16 protein-coding genes are annotated in these 20543 nt (G+C 64.2%); 12 read left to right on the top strand and 4 right to left on the bottom strand.

The window, feature by feature from the left end:
* Positions 1–57: 57 nt before the first annotated feature.
* Positions 58–1527, bottom strand: a complete 1470-nt coding sequence (gene zwf / locus L0U83_RS10595; protein WP_233882465.1) for a glucose-6-phosphate dehydrogenase — start codon at positions 1525–1527, stop codon at positions 58–60.
* Positions 1528–2102: 575 nt separating this feature from the next.
* Between zwf and L0U83_RS10590 the strand changes: the two genes are divergently transcribed.
* The 4 genes from L0U83_RS10590 to L0U83_RS10575 all read left to right on the top strand — a co-directional run bounded on the left by L0U83_RS10590 (position 2103) and on the right by L0U83_RS10575 (position 6411).
* Positions 2103–3350, top strand: coding sequence for an ABC transporter substrate-binding protein (locus L0U83_RS10590; protein WP_233882462.1), 1248 nt, complete (start codon positions 2103–2105; stop codon positions 3348–3350).
* 124 nt (positions 3351–3474) lie between these two features.
* On the top strand, positions 3475–4416 hold the full coding sequence (locus L0U83_RS10585; protein ID WP_201695460.1) for a carbohydrate ABC transporter permease: 942 nt from the start codon (positions 3475–3477) through the stop codon (positions 4414–4416).
* Positions 4406–5263 (top strand): carbohydrate ABC transporter permease, encoded by an 858-nt coding sequence (locus tag L0U83_RS10580; RefSeq protein ID WP_233882460.1) that lies wholly within the window; start codon positions 4406–4408, stop codon positions 5261–5263. Before L0U83_RS10585 ends, L0U83_RS10580 begins: the two co-directional genes overlap by 11 nt.
* A 29-nt stretch (positions 5264–5292) precedes the next feature.
* Positions 5293–6411: an ABC transporter ATP-binding protein gene (locus tag L0U83_RS10575; RefSeq protein ID WP_233882458.1), complete on the top strand. Its 1119-nt coding sequence runs from the start codon at positions 5293–5295 to the stop codon at positions 6409–6411.
* A 100-nt stretch (positions 6412–6511) separates the two neighbouring features.
* Here L0U83_RS10575 and L0U83_RS10570 read toward each other — a convergent pair whose 3' ends face one another.
* Entirely contained in the window at positions 6512–7288 is a 777-nt protein-coding gene (locus L0U83_RS10570; RefSeq protein ID WP_233882456.1) for a Smr/MutS family protein, read from the bottom strand.
* A 200-nt stretch (positions 7289–7488) separates the two neighbouring features.
* A complete protein-coding gene (trxB, locus tag L0U83_RS10565; RefSeq protein WP_233882455.1) occupies positions 7489–8484 on the bottom strand; it encodes a thioredoxin-disulfide reductase in 996 nt (331 codons plus the stop codon).
* A gap of 412 nt (positions 8485–8896) precedes the next feature.
* Here trxB and L0U83_RS10560 point away from each other — a divergent pair, with 412 nt between their 5' ends.
* Both L0U83_RS10560 and lolA read left to right on the top strand, forming a co-directional pair.
* Positions 8897–11218 (top strand): DNA translocase FtsK, encoded by a 2322-nt coding sequence (locus L0U83_RS10560; protein ID WP_233882454.1) that lies wholly within the window; start codon positions 8897–8899, stop codon positions 11216–11218.
* A gap of 84 nt (positions 11219–11302) precedes the next feature.
* Positions 11303–12022: an outer membrane lipoprotein chaperone LolA gene (lolA, locus tag L0U83_RS10555; RefSeq protein WP_233882453.1), complete on the top strand. Its 720-nt coding sequence runs from the start codon at positions 11303–11305 to the stop codon at positions 12020–12022.
* A 78-nt stretch (positions 12023–12100) separates the two neighbouring features.
* Here lolA and L0U83_RS10550 read toward each other — a convergent pair whose 3' ends face one another.
* Positions 12101–13171, bottom strand: coding sequence for an MBL fold metallo-hydrolase (locus tag L0U83_RS10550; protein ID WP_233882452.1), 1071 nt, complete (start codon positions 13169–13171; stop codon positions 12101–12103).
* 237 nt (positions 13172–13408) lie between these two features.
* Here L0U83_RS10550 and L0U83_RS10545 point away from each other — a divergent pair, with 237 nt between their 5' ends.
* The 6 genes from L0U83_RS10545 to L0U83_RS10520 all read left to right on the top strand — a co-directional run bounded on the left by L0U83_RS10545 (position 13409) and on the right by L0U83_RS10520 (position 20194).
* Positions 13409–13840, top strand: a complete 432-nt coding sequence (locus tag L0U83_RS10545) for a MerR family transcriptional regulator (protein WP_233882451.1) — start codon at positions 13409–13411, stop codon at positions 13838–13840.
* A gap of 31 nt (positions 13841–13871) precedes the next feature.
* Positions 13872–15674: a bifunctional isocitrate dehydrogenase kinase/phosphatase gene (gene aceK / locus L0U83_RS10540; RefSeq protein ID WP_233883865.1), complete on the top strand. Its 1803-nt coding sequence runs from the start codon at positions 13872–13874 to the stop codon at positions 15672–15674.
* A 75-nt stretch (positions 15675–15749) separates the two neighbouring features.
* On the top strand, positions 15750–16946 hold the full coding sequence (locus L0U83_RS10535; RefSeq protein WP_233882450.1) for an acetyl-CoA C-acetyltransferase: 1197 nt from the start codon (positions 15750–15752) through the stop codon (positions 16944–16946).
* An 87-nt stretch (positions 16947–17033) separates the two neighbouring features.
* Positions 17034–17711, top strand: a complete 678-nt coding sequence (locus tag L0U83_RS10530) for an SDR family oxidoreductase (RefSeq protein WP_233882449.1) — start codon at positions 17034–17036, stop codon at positions 17709–17711.
* Between the two features lie 53 nt (positions 17712–17764).
* A complete protein-coding gene (locus L0U83_RS10525) occupies positions 17765–18229 on the top strand; it encodes a YchJ family protein (RefSeq protein ID WP_233882448.1) in 465 nt (154 codons plus the stop codon).
* Positions 18230–18796: 567 nt separating this feature from the next.
* A complete protein-coding gene (locus L0U83_RS10520; RefSeq protein ID WP_233882447.1) occupies positions 18797–20194 on the top strand; it encodes a dienelactone hydrolase family protein in 1398 nt (465 codons plus the stop codon).
* The last annotated feature ends 349 nt before the right edge of the window (positions 20195–20543 follow it).

Raw genomic sequence — 20543 nt, 5'->3', positions numbered from 1 at the left:
GGTCGTTCATCTGTCCGGTCCGGCTTCGCACTCACTGTGCGTTGCCATGCAATCCCATCAGTTCTCTTCTTCGAGCCAGCAAGTACCGTGCTGCGCGAGCATCGCACTCGCCGCCGCCGGTCCCCATGTGCCGGCCGCGTACGGCTTGGGCGCACGCGGCGAAGCGGCCCACTCGTTCAGGATCGGCTCGACCCACGTCCACGCCGCTTCCTGCTCGTCGCGGCGCACGAAGAGTGCGAGGCGGCCGTTGATCACGTCGAGCAGCAGGCGCTGGTAAGCCTCCATCTGCCCTTCGCGGAAGAACTGGTCGAACGCGAGATCCAGATGCACGCTCGCGAGATTCATGCCTTCGCCGGGCTGCTTCGCGAGGCAGTAGAGGCGGATGTTCTCATTCGGCTGCAGCCGGATCACGAGGCGGTTCGCACCCGGGCGCAGCGCCGGCGCGCCGAGCGCCGAATGCGGCACCGGGCGGAAGTTCACGACGATCTCGGCCACGCGGTCGGCAAGACGCTTGCCGGTGCGCAGGAAGAAGGGCACGCCCGCCCAGCGCCAGTTCTCGATCTCCACCTTGAGCGCCACGAAGGTCTCGGTGTGGCTCTCGGGTTTCACGCCATGCTCGGTCGCATAGCCCGGCACCGACTGGCCGCGGATCACGCCCGCGTGATACTGCCCGCGCACCGCGACCTTGCTGATGTCGAGCGGGTTGATCGGCTTGAGCGCGCGCAGCACGCGAAGCTTTTCGTCACGCACCGAATCCGAATCCATCGAATGCGGCGGTTCCATGGCGACGATCGAAAGCAGCTGCAACAGGTGATTTTGCACCATGTCGCGCAGCGCGCCCGTGTTGTCATAAAAATCGCCGCGCGCCTCGACGCCCAGTTCTTCGGCAATCGTGATCTGGATGCTCTCGACCCACTCGCGGCGCCACAGCGGCTCGAAGAGCGCGTTGCCGAAACGCAGCGCGAGCAGGTTCTGCACCGGCTCCTTGCCGAGGTAGTGGTCGATCCGGTAGATCTGGCCTTCGGCGAAGATCTCGCCCACGGCGTCGTTGATCGCATTCGACGACTTGAGGTCGTAGCCGAGCGGCTTTTCCAGCACGATGCGCGAGTTCTCGTTCAGGCCGACGGCGGCGAGCGCGCGGCAGATCGGCACGAAGAGCGACGGGCCCGTGGCCAGATAGAACACACGAATGCCGGGCAGCGACGCGATGCCGTCGCGCAAGTGGGTGAAGTCTTCGGCGCGCGAGAGGTCGAGCTTCACATAGACGATGCGCTCGAGGAAGCTGGCCCACGCGTTGTCTTCGAAGCCGCCGTTCTTCGTCACATGCGGCTTGACGTGCTCGTCGACCCACTGGATGTACGCTGCGCGATCCTCTTCGTGGCGCGCGACGCCCACGATCTTGCCCGACTCCGCGAGCATGCCTGAACGGTGCGCTTCATACAGGGCTGGGAGAATCTTGCGCATCGACAGGTCGCCGGTGGCGCCGAAGAGCACGAACGTGAAACCTGATTCGATCTGGGTTTGCATGAGTCTCAGTCAGAGTCCTGGGGGGCCGCAGCAGGTTACATCGGGTGTTCATCGATGTGGGCGATCGGGCGGCCGTAGTCCGATAAAATTTTTTTTGACACTGAATTGTAGTTTAACTACAATCCAAATCAAGAGGTAACGTTCATTCGATGAAAAAAGCGTGAAACGCAGCCAGCAAGGCGGTTTGCGCGGTTTCGCGAGCGGACGGAATGCCCCCTCATGTTAACGGAGAACCACGCGGGACTCAGCCCGGCTTGCCAGTCAGCCGTGCGCCCGGTTCCCCAGCGTGCGGGGGCTTCAAGGCCGCGTGACGCAAGCGGCGCCTCGGCCGGCCAGGTGGCCGGTGAAAATCAAAAGAGGAGACAGTCAAGTTGCATTCAGATCCACTCATCTCTTGAGCGTCCTGCGGCCGGTAACCGGCACGCGGCCCGCGCGCATCTAATGAAAAGCACGCGCGCGGCACTCCGGCGCCCGTCCGTCCAGTGTTTTGCCTGTTTTGCCTGTTTGACCAACCACCGCACCCTGGCGATCAGGGGCCAATCGTTTTTTGTTCAGGTGTCTGGAGGAGATAAGCAATGAAATTCCGCGCGATCATGGGCGCCCTGTGCGCAGCAGGTCTGTTGGGTGGCGTCGCCACGGCGCAAGCGGCCGAGTCTCTTGAAGTGCTGCACTGGTGGACCTCGGGCGGCGAGTCGAAGGCCGTTGGCGTGCTCAAGGACGACATGACGAAGCAGGGTTATGTGTGGAAGGACTTCGCGGTCGCCGGTGGCGCGGGCGCGGCGGCCATGACCGCACTGAAGACCCAGGTGATCTCGGGCAATGCGCCTTCGGCTGCCCAGATCAAGGGTCCGCTGATTCAGGAATGGGCCGAGCAAGGCGTGCTGGTGCCGATCGACTCCGTCGCAGGCGACTGGAAGGCCAACCTCCCGCCGCAAATCGACAAGATCATCCACGCAGACGGTCACTACGTCGCTGCACCGTTCTCGGTGCACCGCGTGAACTGGGTGTGGATCAACAAGGCAGCGCTCGACAAGGTCGGCGGCAAGGCGCCGACCACGTGGCCGGAATTCTTCGCGCTGGCTGACAAGTTCAAGGCCGCAGGCATCCAGCCGGTCGCAGCCGGTGGCCAGCCCTGGCAAGACCTGACGCTGTGGGAAGACGTGGTCCTCTCGCAGGGCGCGGACTTCTACAAGAAGGCGCTCGTCGACCTCGACCAGAAGACCCTGACGTCGCAGCAGATGGTCGGCGTGTTCGACACGGTCCGCAAGATCGAGTCGTACATGGATAACGGCCGCACGGGCCGCGACTGGAACCTCGCCACGGCCATGGTCATCAACGGCAAGGCCGGCATGCAGTTCATGGGCGACTGGGCGAAGGGCGAGTTCGCGAACGCGAACAAGCAGCCGGGTACGGACTACGTTTGTGCAGCAGTGCCGGGCACCGCAAAGTCCTACACTTTTAACGTCGACTCGTTCGTGTTCTTCCAGCAGAAGGGCCAAAAGGCGGCAACGCCTGGTCAGCTCGCGCTCGCGAAGACGATCATGAGCCCGGAATTCCAGGAGCAGTTCAGCCTGTACAAGGGTTCGATCCCGGTGCGTCTGGGCGTCGACATGAGCAAGTTCGACGACTGCGCCAAGAAGTCGTACGCGGATGAGCAAACCGCGATCAAGGCAGGCGGCTATGTGCCGTCGCTCGCGCACGGCATGGCTCAGCCGGACGCAGCGGCCGGTGCGATCACCGACGTCGTGACGAAGTTCATGAACTCGAACCAGGATTCGAAGAGCGCGGTGGAAGCGCTCGCGAAGGCTGCGAAGACGAAGTGATCGACGTAAGTTAGTGCTGTAAGACGGGGTGCGCCACACGTGGCGCGCCCCGGGCATGACGGTTCACCCTCTGAACCCCATCATCGTGCGAAAGCTGTTTTCGCACCGTAACAGGAGTTGCGCAGTGACTGCTTCTCTTAGCGGCAACGGCAAGGCGGCCACGCCTGCTACCCGCCGCGCGTCGCCCATGGCGGCGCTCGCAGACCGCTGGATCCCGAAGCTGGTGCTTTCGCCCAGCATTCTGATCAGCCTCTTTTTCGTCTACGGCTTCATTCTCGTTACCGGCTATTTGTCGCTTTCGACCTCGCGACTGATGCCTCGCTACGAATTCGCCGGTCTCGACCGCTATCGCGAGTTGTTCTCCAACGACGTCTGGTGGACGTCGGCGCAGAACCTCGGGTGGTTCGGCATCCCGTTCATCGCGATTTGCGTGGCGCTCGGGCTGTTCCTCGCGATCCTGCTCGACCAGCAGATTCGTCAGGAAGGCGCGTTGCGCGCCGTGTTCCTCTATCCGATGGCGCTTTCGTACATCGTCACGGGCACGGCCTGGCAGTGGATTTTCAATCCGGATCTCGGCATTCAGCAAGTGATGCACAGCATCGGCTGGACGAGCTTCCAGCTCGACTGGCTAAACAATCCGGACCGCGCCATTTTCTGTATCGTGGTCGCCGCTGTGTGGCAATCCACGGGCTTCTGCATGGCGCTATTCCTCGCCGGCCTGCGCGGTGTCGACAGCGAAATCTTCAAGGCGGCTCAGGTGGACGGCGCGACGCTGCCCACGATCTATCGCAAGATCGTGATTCCCAGCATGCGTCCGGTGTTTTTCTCGGTGCTGCTGATCCTGTGCCACATCACGATCAAGACGTTCGACCTGGTCGTCGCGCTCACCGCGGGCGGTCCGGGTACGTCGTCGTCGCTGCCGGCCATCTTCATGTACACGTTTTCGTTCAACCGCGGGCAACTCGGCGTTGGCGCAGCTTCGTCGATGATGATGCTCGCGACGGTGGTGGCCGTGCTCGTGCCGCTCATGTATCTGGAATCGAGGAGCACGCGCAATGCAGCCTAAGATGACTGTGAGCCGCGTGGTCGTGTACGCGGCGCTGATCCTGTTCGCGCTGTACTTCCTGTTCCCGCTCTACGTGATGCTGTCGACGTCGTTCAAGTCGCTCGACCAGATTCACTCGGGCACCATGCTCTCGCTGCCCACGAGCCCGACCTTCGCGCCGTGGATCAAGGCGTGGAGCGAAGCGTGTACCGGCGTGCGCTGTGACGGCATGCAGCCGTTCTTCATGAACTCCGTGAAGATGGTGATTCCGGCCGTGCTGATCTCGTCGATCATCGGCGCGTTCAACGGTTACGTGCTCACGCACTGGCGTTTTCGCGGCGCGGACGCGCTCTTCACGATGCTGCTGGTGGGCTGCTTCATCCCGTTCCAGGCCATCCTGCTGCCGATGGCGCGTCTCGAAGGCTTCCTCGGCCTTTCGAACACGATCGGCGGCCTGGTGCTGGTGCACGTCGTGTACGGCATTGCGTTCACCACGATGTTCTTCCGCAACTTCTACGTGAGCGTGCCCGCTGAACTCGTGAAAGCCGCGCGCATCGACGGCGCCGGTTTCTTCATGATCTTCACGCGCATCATGATGCCGATCTCGCTGCCCATCTTCATGGTGTGCCTGATCTGGCAATTCACGCAGATCTGGAATGACTTCCTGTTCGGTATCGTGTTCTCGGGCGTCGATTCGATGCCGATCACGGTGGCGCTGAACAATCTCGTGAACACGTCCACGGGCGTGAAGGAATACAACGTCGACATGGCCGGCGCGATCATCGCCGCGCTGCCCACGCTGCTCGTCTACGTAATCGCCGGCCGCTACTTCGTGCGCGGTCTCACGGCGGGCGCGGTGAAGGGCTAACCCCCGCATTCGATTAAAGGATTCATAGCATGGCAAGCCTTTCCATTCGCGACGTCTACAAGACCTACCCGAACGGGGTCCCCGTCCTCAAGGGCGTGAACATCGACATCGAAGACGGCCAGTTCCTGATTCTGGTCGGCGGCTCGGGTTGCGGTAAGTCGACGCTGCTCAACATGATTGCGGGTCTTGAAACCGTGACCAAGGGCGAGATCATGATGGACGGCAAGGTGGTGAACAACCTCTCGCCGAAAGATCGCGATATCGCAATGGTGTTCCAGTCGTACGCGCTCTATCCGTCCATGACGGTGCGCGAGAACATCTCGTTCGGTCTGAATATCCGCAAGGTGCCGAAGGCGGAACAGACGCAGATCGTCGACCGCGTTTCCAGCATGCTGCAGATCCAGCATCTGCTTGACCGCAAGCCGGGCCAGCTCTCAGGCGGCCAGCGCCAGCGCGTCGCCATGGGTCGGGCGCTCGCACGCGACCCGATCATGTTCCTGTTCGACGAGCCGCTGTCGAACCTCGACGCCAAGCTGCGTATCGAGATGCGTTCGGAAATCAAGCTGCTGCATCAGCGCGTGGGCAAGACCATCGTCTACGTGACGCACGACCAGATCGAGGCAATGACGCTGGGCGACCGCATCGCAGTGATGAAGGACGGCATCGTGCAGCAGTTCGGCGCGCCGCAGGACATCTACGACTCGCCGTCGAACCTCTTCGTGGCGGGCTTCATCGGCGCGCCGCCGATGAACTTCATCAACGGCAAGCTGGTGGAGCAGGGCTCGGGTATTGGCATCGAACTGGACACGGGTGTGGCGCGCAATGTGCTGAACCTGCCGTTCGAAGCGAACAAACTGCGCAGCCAGATCGGCCAGGAAGTGGTGCTGGGCCTGCGCCCGGAGCGCATCACCGACGCGCGCAGCTCGCACGACGGCCATGGTCACGAACTGCAGCGCCACTCGGTGAAGGTCGACGTGATCGAGCCGACCGGTCCGGACACGCTCGTGTTCGCGCAGGTCAACGGCAAGCGCATCGTGAGCCGCGTCCACCCGGGCGCGAACCCGCAGCCGCTCAACAACATGGACCTGCTGTTCGACGTTTCGAAAGCCGTGCTGTTCGATCCGAAGACGGAAGAGCGCCTCGCCTGATCGTCGTTCGCCGGATGTTCCTGATGCGATAAAAAAACCCCGTTGGCTGCGTGAGCAGCAACGGGGTTTTTTCATATCGACACGCCGATGACGGGTTCGGTCAGGGCGCGTGATGATGGTGTTGTCCGTGCCCGACCGGATGCGGCTGCAACAGCACGAGCACCGCACCCGCGCCGCCGTCGTGCGGCCGCGCCTGGCAGAACGCGATCACTTCTTCCTTCTGCACGAGCCACGCTCGCACCTTGCCCTTGAGCACCGGCTCCTTGCCGATGGAGCCGAGGCCCTTGCCGTGGATCACGCGCACGCAGCGCAGTCCGCGCTTGCCCGCCTCGCGGATGAAATTCTGCAACGCCTCGCGCGCTTCTTCGCGGCGCATGCCGTGCAGGTCGAGCTGCGCCTGCACGATCCACGTGCCGCGCCGCAGCTTCTTGACGACCTCCTCGGTCACGCCGGGGCGGTGGTAGTACAGCGAGTCGTCGGTATCGAGAAGCGCTTCCGGGTCGAATTCGTCGGAGATCGCTTCGTGCAGCACGGCCTGCTCGTCCAGGCGCGTTTGCAGCGGCAGCGGCACGGGGGCCTCGCGGCGCGGCTGCGCGCGCGTCGGCTGCTTGAGCGGTGCGACCTGACCGATCTCGCGGCGAAAGAGGTCGCTGTCGGCCGCGGCTTCGACGCGCGCCGCCTGTGCGACCACGCGTTCGCGCTCGCGCTGGCGCGTTTGCACCTTGAGGGCGTCGCGCAGGCTGCCGAGGCCGGCCAAGCCAGAAGCCGTCTTCCCGGACGCGGCTTCGTCTGCTGCGGGAAGAGGCGCGGGCGCCGGAGCAGGGCGCGCGGAGGCGGGGCGCTTGGGCTCGCCCGGATGGGGCACGTTCTTGGGCATGGCGAAAGACGCTGGGTAAATCTGCTGGGTAAATCGTTGGCTCTGCGCACGAACCGCCGCAAAAAGCGAAGGGCCGCCGGCTGGCTGGCCGCGGCCCTCGTTGCCGGTGCGCCGCCGGGCTTCAGACCGCTATTCTAGCGGCGTGGCGCCCCGCGCGTTTGCGGCCGCCCGATCGAAGGACAGGGCGGCGCTCGCGAGCTTCAGCGATCGGCTTCGGCGCTCATCACATGCGCCTGGCCCAGTTCGTTCACGGTTTCGAGGTAGCGTTGGGCGTCGAGTGCGGCCATACAGCCCGTACCCGCGCTCGTGATCGCCTGGCGGTAGACGTGATCCTGCACGTCGCCGGCCGCGAACACGCCCGGGACGCTCGTGCCGGTGGCGTTGCCGTTCAGGCCGCCGTTCGTGATGATGTAGCCGTTCTTCATCTCGAGCTGGCCTTCGAAGATATCCGTGTTCGGCTTGTGGCCGATCGCAACGAACAGACCCTGCAGATCGAGGTCCGTGGTCTCGCCCGTCTTCAGGTTCTTGATGCGCAGGCCGTTCACGCCACCTTCGTTGCCCTTCACTTCATCGAGCACGTGATCCCATTTGATCTCGACCACGCCTTCCTTTTCCTTTTCCAGCAGGCGGTCGATCAGGATCGGCTCGGCGCGGAACTTGTCGCGGCGGTGAATGACCGTGACCTTCTTCGCGATGCCGGAGAGGTACAGCGCTTCTTCAACCGCAGTATTGCCGCCGCCAACCACGGCGACGTGCTGATTGCGATAGAAGAAGCCGTCGCAGGTTGCGCAGGCCGAGACGCCGCGGCCCATGTACAGTTCTTCGCTCGGCAGACCGAGGTACTGCGCCGACGCGCCAGTCGCGATGACGAGCGAGTCGCAGGTGTACTCGCCCGAGTCGCCGATCAGGCGGATGGGCTTTTCGTTCAGCTTGGCCGTGTGGATGTGATCGAACACGATTTCCGTGTTGAAGCGCTCGGCGTGCTCGAGGAAACGCTGCATCAGCTCGGGGCCTTGCACGCCGTTCGGGTCTGCGGGCCAGTTTTCGACGTCGGTCGTCGTCATGAGCTGGCCGCCCTGGGCAAGACCGGTGACGAGCAGCGGCGAAAGGTTCGCGCGCGCGGCATAAACGGCAGCCGTATAGCCGGCGGGGCCGGAACCGAGAATCAGGACTTTGGCGTGTTTGGTTGCAGACATGATCGAATTCCGTAGAAAGACGCTGCGTGGCGCGAAATTGCGGGCGGCTGGCCGAGGCGCGCCCGGCTAGGGCCGCCCGGCGTTGCGGCGGGGCTCACGCATGTAGTTGGGCATCAGCGCGCAATTATAAAGGCGGGGGAAGACGGCCGCTCGATGAAGCTTACTGATCGCAGCGATAGGCTGGATCTTGCGGCGGCGTGGGCAGGGCGGATCGGCAGGCCTGACGCAGCCCGACGCCGCCCCTACACCGTTGTCAGTTACCGTCATTTACAGCGAGGGGGCGCCCTGGCCGAAACAACGCGTTTACAATAGGCCGGATCGGACGACGGCGGCCGCGCCCGTCTGCCCGGGGTTTCGGGCATACGGAAGGACTCGCGGACCGCAAACGCATCAAGAATCAGCCCAGGATTCAATGGCCAAAGCTCCCTATTCCGCGCAGGCGCAGGCATTGCCTCACCGCATGTCGCGCCTTTTCACCGAAATTCGCTGGATCCTGCAGGTCGCGCTAGGCGTGTTCCTGCTGATGGCGCTCATCAGCTACAGCCGCCACGACCCGAGCTGGACGCACGCGGCCCAGGTCGACCACATCTCGAACTGGGCCGGGCGCGTCGGCGCGCGCGTCTCGGACATCCTGCTGCTGCTGTTCGGCCTCTCCGCCTACTGGTGGATCGTGCTGCTCGGGCGCCTCATCTCGGCGAACTACCAGCGCATCACGCGCAACGAGGCGATTGCCGACGATGACGACGACAAGCCGCGCGACATCAGCTGGGTCGCCGAAGCCTTGTCGTTCGTGCTCGTCATGCTGTCGAGCTGCGGCATCGAAGCGCTGCGCATGTGGTCGCTCAAAGTGCAACTGCCCCAGACGCCTGGCGGCGTGGTGGGCGGGGCGGTTGCGCGAGGCGTTTCGCACGCACTCGGCTTCACGGGAGGCACGCTCGCGCTCTTGCTCGCGCTCGGGATCGGTCTCTCGCTCTATTTCCGCTTCTCGTGGCTTTCGGTTGCCGAAAGAGTCGGCGAGTACATCATCAACGCGGTGACCATGGCCAGGCTGCGCCGCGAGGCTGGCCGCGACCGCAAGCTTGGCGAAGCGGCGGCCGTGAAGCGCGAAGGCAAGGTCGAGCGCGGCCGCGTGAAGATCGAGGAGCACGAGCCGGTCACGATCGTGCCACCAGTGGTCACGCCGCAGCGCTCCGAGCGCGTGGAAAAAGAGCGGCAGGTACCGCTCTTCAAGGACCTGCCGGGCGATTCCACGCTGCCAGCGATCTCGCTGCTCGACCCGGCGTCGGCAACCCAGGAAACCATCTCCGACGACACGCTCGAATTCACCTCGCGCTTGATCGAGAAGAAGCTCAAGGACTTTGGCGTGGACGTGGCCGTGGTGGCCGCGTATCCGGGGCCGGTCGTCACGCGCTACGAGATCGAACCGGCCACAGGCGTGAAGGGCAGCCAGATCGTGAACCTCGCGAAGGACCTTGCGCGTTCGCTCTCACTCGTCTCGATCCGCGTGGTGGAAACGATTCCGGGCAAGAATTTCATGGCGCTGGAACTGCCGAACCAGCGCCGCCAGACCGTGCGCCTTTCCGAGATTCTCGGCTCGGCGGTTTATTCCGACGCGCCTTCAGCGCTTACCATGGGCCTTGGCAAGGACATCGGCGGCAAGCCGGTTTGCGCCGATCTCGGGAAGATGCCTCACCTGCTCGTGGCCGGCACGACCGGCTCGGGCAAGTCGGTGGGGATCAACGCGATGATCCTCTCGCTGCTGTACAAGGCGAGCGCGGAGCAGGTCCGCATGATCCTCATCGACCCGAAGATGCTCGAAATGAGCGTCTACGAGGGCATTCCGCATCTGCTCTGCCCGGTTGTCACCGACATGCGCCAGGCCGGCAACGCGCTGAACTGGACCGTGGCCGAGATGGAGCGCCGCTACAAGCTCATGAGCAAGCTGGGCGTGCGCAATCTGGCGGGCTACAACAACAAGATCGAAGAGGCGAACAAGCGCGAGGAGAAGATCCCGAACCCGTTCAGCCTCACGCCGGACGATCCGGAGCCGTGTCAGAAGCTGCCGCATATCGTGGTCGTGATCGACGAACTCGCCGACCTCATGATGGTGGTCGGCAAAAAGGTCGAAGAGCTGATCGCGCGTATCGCGCAGAAGGCGCGCGCGGCGGGTATTCACCTGATTCTCGCTACGCAGCGGCCTTCGGTGGACGTCATCACGGGCCTCATCAAGGCCAACGTGCCCACGCGTATTGCGTTCCAGGTGTCCTCGAAGATCGACTCGCGCACGATTCTCGACCAGATGGGCGCCGAGTCGCTGCTCGGCATGGGCGACATGCTCTACCTGCCGCCGGGCTCGGGCTTGCCCGTGCGCGTGCACGGCGCGTTCGTCGGCGACGACGAAGTGCATCGCGTGGTCGAGAAGCTCAAGGAGCAGGGCGAGCCGAACTATATCGAGGGCATCCTCGAAGGCGGCGTGGGAGGCGAGGGCGACGAGGGTACGGCTGCGGGAACCAGCGGCACCGGCGACGAGTCCGATCCGCTGTACGATCAGGCCGTCGAAGTGGTCATCAAGAATCGCCGCGCGTCGATTTCGCTCGTACAGCGGCACTTGCGCATTGGCTACAACCGGGCGGCGCGGCTGCTCGAACAGATGGAGCAGTCCGGGCTCGTTTCGGCGATGTCGTCGAGCGGCAACCGCGAGATCCTCGTGCCCAGCCGCGGCGACGCCGAATAGGCCACGCCAGGCCGCCGTTCTGGCGGCCCCTCTGGCGTTTGGGGCATTCCGGCGGCCAAAGACACACCTCTTGGAGAACGATAGATGCAGTATCCGGCTGGACTTCCGACCCGCTTTGCGCGCACTGCGCGCCGCGCGCTTTTCCGCGCGGCTTTTGCCACACTCGGCGCGTCGGTCCTGATCGTCTCGCAGGCATATGCGAGCGGCACCGATCAACTCAAGCAGTTCGTCTCGCAGGTCCATTCCGCGCGCGGCAGCTTCGTGCAGCGCGAACTCAAGGCGCCGTCGGGTGCGAAGAACGCCAGCGACGCCATTGCCACGGCCACGCTGAACGCCAAAACGTCGAGCGGCACGTTCGTGTTCGCGCGGCCCGGCAAGTTCATCTGGTCGTATGAGAAGCCGTATCAGCAGCTCCTGCAGTCGGACGGCGACAACCTCTTCGTCTACGACAAGGACTTGAACCAGGTGACCGAGCGCAAGCTTGGCGGCGCGCTCGGCGCGAGCCCGGCGGCGATCCTGTTCGGCAGCAACGATCTCGACAAGAACTTCACGCTCTCGGATGCGGGCGTGAAGAACGGCATCGACTGGCTGGAGCTGATTCCGAAGTCGAAGGACACGCAGTTCAAGAGCGTGGGCATCGGCTTTCGCGACGGCAACCTCGAAGCCATGGAACTCCATGACGTGTTCGGCAACGTGACGCTGCTCACGTTCTCCAACATCGAAAAGAACCCGCCACTGCCGGCTTCGACCTTCAAGTTCGTGCGGCCTCAGGGCGCCGATCTGATCACGGGCGGCTCGAACTAGCGCGTCTCACGCCTCGCGCCACGTGAAAACGGGCGGCTCCTTGCGGGCCGCCCGTTTTCGTTTGTGTGCGCCAGCCAATCAGGCGGCGAAGCGGATCACCCGGTCCGCGCCGGTCGTGCGCGTGAGCTTGCCCGCGAGCCACAGCAGGTTCAGGTGCGCGAGCGCTTCGCCCATTGCGAAGGTCATCTGGTGGATGTCGAGTTCGCGCTTGAACATCATCGGCACGATGTCGGCGGCGCTTTGCGGCGCTCGCTCGCATGCTTCCAGCACCTCGGCGAGACGCGCGTCATGGTGCGCGCGCAGTTGCGCGATACGCGTGCGCACGCCCCGGAACGGCTTGCCGTGCGAGGGCAGCACGAGCGTGTTCTCGGGCAGCGTTTCGTAGCGGCCGAGCGATTCCAGATACAGGCCGAGCGGGTTGCCCTCCGGCTCCATGTCGAACACGGAGACGTTGGTCGAGATGCGCGGCAGCACCATGTCGCCGGAGATCAGCACGCCGGTCTCTTCGCAAAACAGCGCGCAATGCTCGGGCGAATGGCCGTAGCCCGTGATGACGCGCCAGTCGCGCCCACCGATCGCCACCGTATCGGCTTCTCGCAGGCGACGGTACTGCGTGGGCAGCGCGGGTACGAGGCTGCCGTAATAGCCGCGGCGGTTGCGCAGCTTGTCGAGCGAAGCTTCGTCCGTGAGGCCGTGGCGCGCGAAATGGCGCGCCGCGCCTTCGCCGCCCGCGTTCGAGCCGTCGCCGGCGGCCATCACGCGGGCCTGCATGTATTCGCCGAGCGTGGTCCACAGGCGCACGTCCCAGCGTGCTTTGTCGCCGCCCGCGCAGATCCAGTGAGCGAGGCCGATATGGTCGGGATGGCAGTGCGTGACGAGCACGCGCAGCACCGGCAGGCCTTCCAGCTGGTTCTCGAACACGGCTTCCCAGCGGGCCTTGATGGTGTCGTTGGTGATGCCGCAGTCCACCACGGTCCAGCCTTGCTGGCCGTCGATCTCGTCGCGCAGCAGCCAGAGGTTGATGTGGTCGAGCGCAAACGGCAGCGGCATGCGCAGCCATTTCACGCCCGGCGCGACATCGAAGGCGAGGCCGGGCTCCGGCAGGGTGTCGGCGTAGGGATAGTCGAGCTGGTGTTCGAGGGCGTTCATTGGGGGTGTCTTCTCCTGTCGACCAGAGTTAGCGCTTTAGCGCTTACTCTGGCCCCATGCAAAGCGGTCGACCGGGGTTAGTGCGTTAGCACTGACTCCGGCCCCATGCAAAGCTTGTCTCATGCATTGTCGTCGCCGGTTGCGCAACCGCCTGCTTGACGATAACGTAAACGTCGATTCTATCTTCACTCGCGCTGTCGTGCAGACAACAGCCGGGCCAGCCGCCTTCCGCACATCATGACGACCCAGTACACGATCACCGAACTTGCCCGGGAATTCGACGTAACGCCGCGCGCGATCCGCTTCTACGAGGACCAAGGCCTCCTTGCGCCGAGCCGCGAAGGTGCGGGGGGGCTGAAGCGCGTCTTTTCGGGGCGCGATCGCACGCGGCTCAAGCTGACACTGCGCGGCAAGCGGCTCGGCTTCACGCTTTCGGAGATCCGCACGCTGCTCGACCTCTACGAGTCGCCGACCGACACGCTTCCGCAGCTCCAGGCGTTCCTCGACACCGTGGTGCATCACCGCGAGATACTGGAGCGCCAGCGAGCGGACCTCGACGCGACGCTCGAAGACCTCGCGCAGTACGAGACGCAGGCGCGCGCGCTGCTCGAGCGGAATGCGGCGCACCAGAGCGCGGCGCACGAAAGCGACGCCCCCGCGAAAACCTGACGCTTGTGCTTGCGAAACGGGCATGGCCGCCATGAAACACTTCCCGAAACTGCTCTCCTCGCAGATTGGCTTCGATGTCGCGCAGACCATGCTCGACGGCTTCGACCGTCACTACCGCAACTTCTGCGACGCGGCCGTGAGGGCGCGGACGTTCTTCGAAGCTGCCGACTGGCGCGCGCTGCAGCAGCTCGCGCGCGAGCGCATCGCTTCCTATGACGATCGCGTGAAGGAATGCGTGGTCGCACTCGAAGACGAATACGGCGCCGAGAGCATCGACGACGACGTCTGGCAGCAGATCAAACTGCACTACATTGGCCTGCTCACGACGCACCGGCAGCCCGAATGCGCGGAGACGTTCTTCAACTCCGTGTGCTGCAAGATCCTGCACCGCTCGTACTTCAACAACGATTTCATCTTCGTGCGGCCCGCCATCTCGACCGAATACATCGAGAACGACGAGCCTGCCGCGAAGCCCACCTACCGTGCGTACTATCCGGGCAAGGACGGGCTCGCGGCGACGCTCGAGCGCATCGTCACGAACTTCCAGCTGGAGACGCCGTTCGAAGACCTCGAGCGCGATGTCGACTGCATCGTGCAGGCGATGCTCGACACCTTCGGCGTGGTCGAGCCCAAGCCGAACTTCCAGATTCACGTGCTTTCGTCGCTGTTTTTCCGGCACAAGGGCGCGTATATCGTCGGGCGCATCATCAACGGCGATCTGCTTGCGCCGTTCGTCGTGCCGGTGCGTCACGTGGAGGACGGCAAGCTCGCGTTGGACACGGTGCTGCTGCGCCTCGAGGAACTCCTGGTCCTCTTCAGCTTTTCGCACTCGTATTTTCTGGTGGACATGGAAGTGCCGTCGGCCTATGTGGAGTTTCTGCGCACGATCATGCCGCGCAAGGCCAAGGGCGAGATCTACACGTCGATCGGGTTGCAGAAGCAGGGCAAGAACCTGTTCTATCGCGACTTGCTGCACCACCTCTCGCATTCGAGCGATCCGTTCATCATCGCGCCCGGCATACGCGGCATGGTGATGATCGTGTTCACGCTGCCCTCGTATCCGTACGTGTTCAAGGTCATCAAGGACAGCTTTCCCGCGCCGAAGGAGACCACGCGCGAGCAGGTGGTGCAGAAGTATCAGCTCGTGAAGCGCCACGACCGCCTCGGGCGGCTTGCCGACACGCTCGAATATTCGAGCGTTGCGCTACCCATCGCACGGCTCGACGATGCGCTCGTGCGCGAACTGGAAACGCTGGCGCCGTCGATGATCGAGTACGAGGGCGAGAACCTCGTGATCCGCCATGTGTACATCGAGCGGCGCATGGTGCCACTCAATCTCTATCTGCAGAACGGCAGCGACGCTGAAGTCGAACACGGCATTCGTGAATACGGCAATGCGATCAAAGACCTGCTGCGCGCGAACATCTTTCCGGGCGACATGCTCTACAAGAATTTCGGCGTGACGCGCAATGGCCGCGTGGTGTTTTACGACTACGACGAGATCGAATATCTCACCGACTGCAACGTGCGCGCCGTGCCACCGTCACGTAATGAGGAAGACGAACTATCGGGTGAGCCATGGTACCCAGTCGGCCCGCGCGACATTTTTCCGGAGACGTACGGTGCCTTTCTGCTCGGCGATCCGCGCGTGAAGCGCGCTTTTCTCGCGCATCACGCGGACTTCTTCGAGCCCACACTCTGGCAGGAGAGCCGCGCGAGGCTCATCGCGGGCGAGGTGCCAGACTGCTTTCCTTACGACGCATCGATACGCTTCAGCGTGCGATACCCCGAACGTTTCGTGCGTGAAGACGCGCCGGCTGTGCGCGTCGCTTGAGCGCGCGGCAAACAGGTTCGAACGGATTCAAACAGATTCAAGCGAATTCAAACGGATTCATCAAGGAGCAGAAACATGAGTGAGACGCAAAAGCAGGACGCTATCGTGATCGTTTCGGTGGCGCGCACGCCGATGGCGGGTTTTCAGGGCGATTTCGCGTCGCTCACCGCGCCGCAGCTTGGCGCGGCTGCGATCGCGGCGGCCGTCGAGCGCGCCGGTTTGAAGCCCGAACAGGTCGACGAGGTTGTGATGGGCTGCGTGCTGCCCGCAGGGCAGGGCCAGGCGCCCGCGCGCCAGGCGGCGCTCAGCGCGGGGCTCCCGCTTGCCGCGGGTGCGACGACCGTCAACAAGATGTGCGGCTCGGGCATGCGCGCGGCGATGTTCGCGCATGACATGCTGCTGGCGGGCTCGGCCGACGTGATCGTCGCGGGCGGCATGGAGAGCATGTCGAACGCGCCGTACCTGTTGCCGAAGGCGCGCGCCGGCATGCGCATGGGCCACGGCCAGGTGCTCGACCACATGTTCCTCGACGGCCTCGAAGACGCCTATGACAAGGGCCGCCTGATGGGCACGTTCGCGGAAGAATGCGCGGGCGAGTTCGACTTCTCGCGCGAGCGCCAGGACGCGTTCGCGATCGAGTCGCTCAAGCGCGCGAAACGCGCGAACGAGGACGGTTCGTTCGCGTGGGAAATCGCGCCGGTGAAGGTGGCTTCGCGCGCGGGTGAGACGCTCATCGAGCGCGACGAGCAGCCCTTCAAGGCCAACCTCGACAAGATCCCGACGCTCAAGCCCGCGTTCAGCAAGACCGGCACGGTGACAGCCGCGAACTCGTCGTCGATCTCGGACGGCGCGGCGGCGCTCGTGATGATGCGCGAGTCCACGGCGAAGCAGCTCGGCCTCACGCCGCTCGCACGCGTGACAGGCCATTCCACCTTCGCGCAACACCCCGCGAAGTTCACGACCGCCCCGGTGGGCGCGATCAACAAGCTGTTCGAGAAGACCGGCTGGAAAGCGAGCGACGTCGATCTCTACGAGATCAACGAGGCCTTTGCCGTGGTCACGATGGCCGCGATGAAGGAGCACGATCTGCCGCACGAGAAGGTCAACGTGAACGGTGGCGCGTGCGCGCTCGGTCACCCGATCGGTGCTTCGGGCGCGCGTATTCTCGTGACGCTGATCGGCGCGTTGCGCGCGCGCGGCGGCAAACGCGGCGTGGCGACGCTGTGCATCGGCGGCGGAGAAGCCACGGCGATGGGCGTCGAACTGCTGTAGGCTAGCGCCAGAAGAAGCGCGCCGCGTCAAAGGCGGGGCGGCGGCGCGCTGCAGCGGTTTCAATACACGGACAGATAAGGTGGCGAGATGAAAACAGTGCTGATCGTGGGCGCGTCGCGGGGCCTGGGTCTCGAGTTCGCCCGGCAATATACGAAGGCCGGCTGGCGCGTGCTGGCCACGGCGCGCGGGCCCGAGGCGCTCGAAGCCTTGCGCGCAATCGGAGCGCAGACCTTCCAGCTCGATATCGCGATTCCCGAGGAAATCGCCGCGCTCGGCTGGAAGCTCGACGGCGAGCGGCTCGACGTGGCGCTCGTCGTCTCGGGCGTCTATGGTCCGCGCACCGAAGGCGTCGAAACCATCACGGCTGAGGACTTCGAATACGTGATGAACACCAACGTCCGCGGCCCAATGCAACTGATCCCGATCCTGCTGCCGCTCGTCGACGAAGCCCACGGTGTGCTCGGCGTGCTGTCGAGTCGCATGGGCAGCATTGCGGAGACCACGGGCACGACGGGCTGGCTCTATCGCGCGAGCAAGGCCGCGCTCAACGACGTGCTGAAGATCACCTCGCTGCAAACGCGCCGCGCCACGTGCGTCGCGCTTCATCCGGGCTGGGTGCGCACCGACATGGGCGGCGCGCACGCGGCGATCGACCCGGTGGTGAGTGTCACCGGCATGCGCGAGGTGGTGGCCGAGGCGGCCGCTGCGCGCGACGTCTTCAATGGCCGCTTCTTCCAGTACGACGGCACGGAACTCGACTGGTAAAGCGCCGCTCGTCTGCGCTACGCTTGCGGGCTCTCGCAACGGAGCCCTGACTCATGAACGCTGAAACCGCGCGCGGTACCGGAACAACTACCCGGCCCGCCGATTGTCCCTGCGGCGGCGCCGCGCCCAACCAGAAGTCGGGCGCCAGGGCGCCGCGCTACGCGCAGTGCTGTGGCCGCTTCATCGACGACGCGGCGGTGCCCGCCACCGCGCTTGAACTGATGCGCTCGCGCTACACGGCGTATGTACTGGGCGACGAGGCGTATCTGCGCGCGACGTGGGCGCCCGAGACCTGTCCCGCCGATCTCGACGTGGACCCCGCAGCCGTTGGCGCCCCGCGCTGGCTCGGACTTGCCATCAAGCGCCACGAACAGCGCGACGACACGCACGCGATCGTCGAATTCGTCGCGCGCTACAAAACGGGCGGCCGGGCGTTCCGGCTGCACGAGACGAGCCGCTTCACGCGCGGTGAAGACGGACGCTGGCGTTATGTTGACGGTGACGTTTCGTCGGGCTAACGAATAGCTGACTGCGGCCGGAATTGGCCGCTGTGAGTTCCCGCCCTGGTTTGCCGTCATGGCGCCGGAAATAATGTCTTTGCAAACAAGCGCTTACTGAGTAGTCGCGTGACTGTTGTCCGCGCGCGACGCTCGCCTCCCGGACCTTTTTTAAATACTCGCCCATTTGCGACTTACCGAAAGCCGCATATGCGCCATGCCTCATAGGGCCGCGCATGGTTGGCATGCCTTATGCCGGGTTACCCCTGAATTGCACAACAAATATTTGTCGTGCGAGTATCTAATCACGGTGCCCTGCACGATACGTAAGTGCATAGTGAAAAAGCTTTTTCACATATGCATGTGTCGACTGCAAACGGGTGCTGGCGGCGGGTCTGATCGACGATAGAACTGCGCCGCGCAGGTGTTCTGATCGATGCAATCCCACGTGACGGGTCACATACCCGCTCCTGGCCTCGCGGCCAGGCGCAACGGTGTCTCGTTGTGCCCTGAAAGGGCCGAACCACGGGTCATGATCGGACGGTTGTCGGAATCACAGCAGCAAGTCTTTTGCAGGTGGTGTAGCGCATGGCGTTCAGGAAGCTCCTTACCGGATGGGTCGTAGCCGGCACCGCGTGTGTGCTTTCGGTTGCTCACGCAGCGTCGCTTTCCGATCCGGCAAGTGCGAGCGCGAACCCGCAACTCGCCGCCAACACCTCCGCAGCCCATTCCGCCAACGCGACTCAAGCGAACCTCGCAGGCGGTCCTCTCGGCAGCGCCAACGTACCGCGTATTGCGCTCGACGACGCGTATCTGCCCGTCGTGCCCGCCACCATGAACGAGCAGGTGATCCGCGTTCCCGTGGATGGATCCGGCGACGTCACGCTCGAAACCACGATTTATCGACCGAACGGCCCCGGGCCGTTCCCGATGGTGATCTTCAACCACGGCAAGATTCCCGGCGACCCGCACCTCCAGGCACGTAGCGACCCGCTTTCGTTCGCGCGCGAATTCGTGCGCCGCGGCTATGTCGTCGTCGCGCCGAACCGCCAGGGCTTCGCGGATTCGGGCGGCTCGTATCAGCAGGACGGTTGCGACGTCGCGAGCAACGGCCTCGGCCAGGCGGCCGATGTCGCTTCGACCATCGCGTACATGTCGAAGCAACCCTATGTCGACGCTACCCAGATCATCGTCGCGGGCACCTCGCACGGGGGCCTCGCCACCATGGCCTATGGCACCGAGGCGGCGAGCGGCGTGCGGGCGCTCATCAACTTCTCGGGTGGTCTGCGCCAGGACGCCTGCACCGGCTGGCAGAACAACCTGACCCAGGCGTTCGGCGACTACGGCGGCAAGGCCCGCGTGGCCTCGCTCTGGCTCTACGGCGACAACGATTCGGTCTGGTCGCCCGATCTCGTCACGAAGATGTTCACCGCTTACCGCGACGCGCAAACGGGTGAGGACCGCTCGGGCGCGACGGCGAAGCTCGTGGACTTCGGCGCGTACAAGAACGATGCGCATCGCCTTGTAGGCGATCGCGACGGCGTGAAGATCTGGTGGCCCACGGTCGAGGCGTTCCTTGCGAACCGTGGCCTGCCGACGGCGGTCCAGTACCGCGTGGCCACGCAGGCCGCGCCACGCGGCACCGGCTTCGCGCAGATCGACTCGGTCGGCGCGGTGCCTTTCGTCGATCAGGCGGGCCGCGACGGTTATCGCAACTTCCTCAAGCAGTATCCGAGCCGCGCATTCGCGGTGTCCGACTCCGGCGCATGGTCGTGGGCCGAAGGCGGCGATAATCCGATGGCCGTGGCGATTTCGAACTGCGAAAAGCACAGCGCCGATCCGTGCCGTCTCTACGCCGTGAACAACACGGTGGTCTGGAACAACGGCGGCACGCAGACCGCTCAGACCGGCGACAGCGACACCACACGCGCCACGGCGGACAACGACAACGCCGACGAGAGCGACCACGCGCTGGCGAGCCGCTGAACGCAAGCGCCCGGCTGCCGCCGGGCTCGAATTCCCCATCACTGCAGCACTGCGCGGCCCCAAAGCGGGCCGCTTTGCTTTTCATTCTCCCGCGTATTTCCTCGCACGCCCCCGATGGGGTCGCGCCATATCGTCTGACTTTCACGCACATGCGCGCTTGCCACTCGTCGCCAAAAATATCCGGCGCGCCATTCCACGTTCTGCAATTTCGCACCGGCTCGCAGATTTTTTTGCATAAGGCGGGTTCACTTTGCCGTCGTCATCTCCGCGCATTTCTGGTCTTTGCTTTCCATCGGTTCCGAGTTGTCCCGAACTGCTCGAAACGCCGCGCCGCCGTGCGTTAGAGGGC

Source organism: Paraburkholderia flagellata (assembly GCF_021390645.1).
GTDB lineage: Bacteria > Pseudomonadota > Gammaproteobacteria > Burkholderiales > Burkholderiaceae > Paraburkholderia > Paraburkholderia flagellata.
The sequence above is the reverse complement of the archived record's forward strand: the minus strand, read 5'-3'. Positions and strand labels throughout refer to the sequence as shown.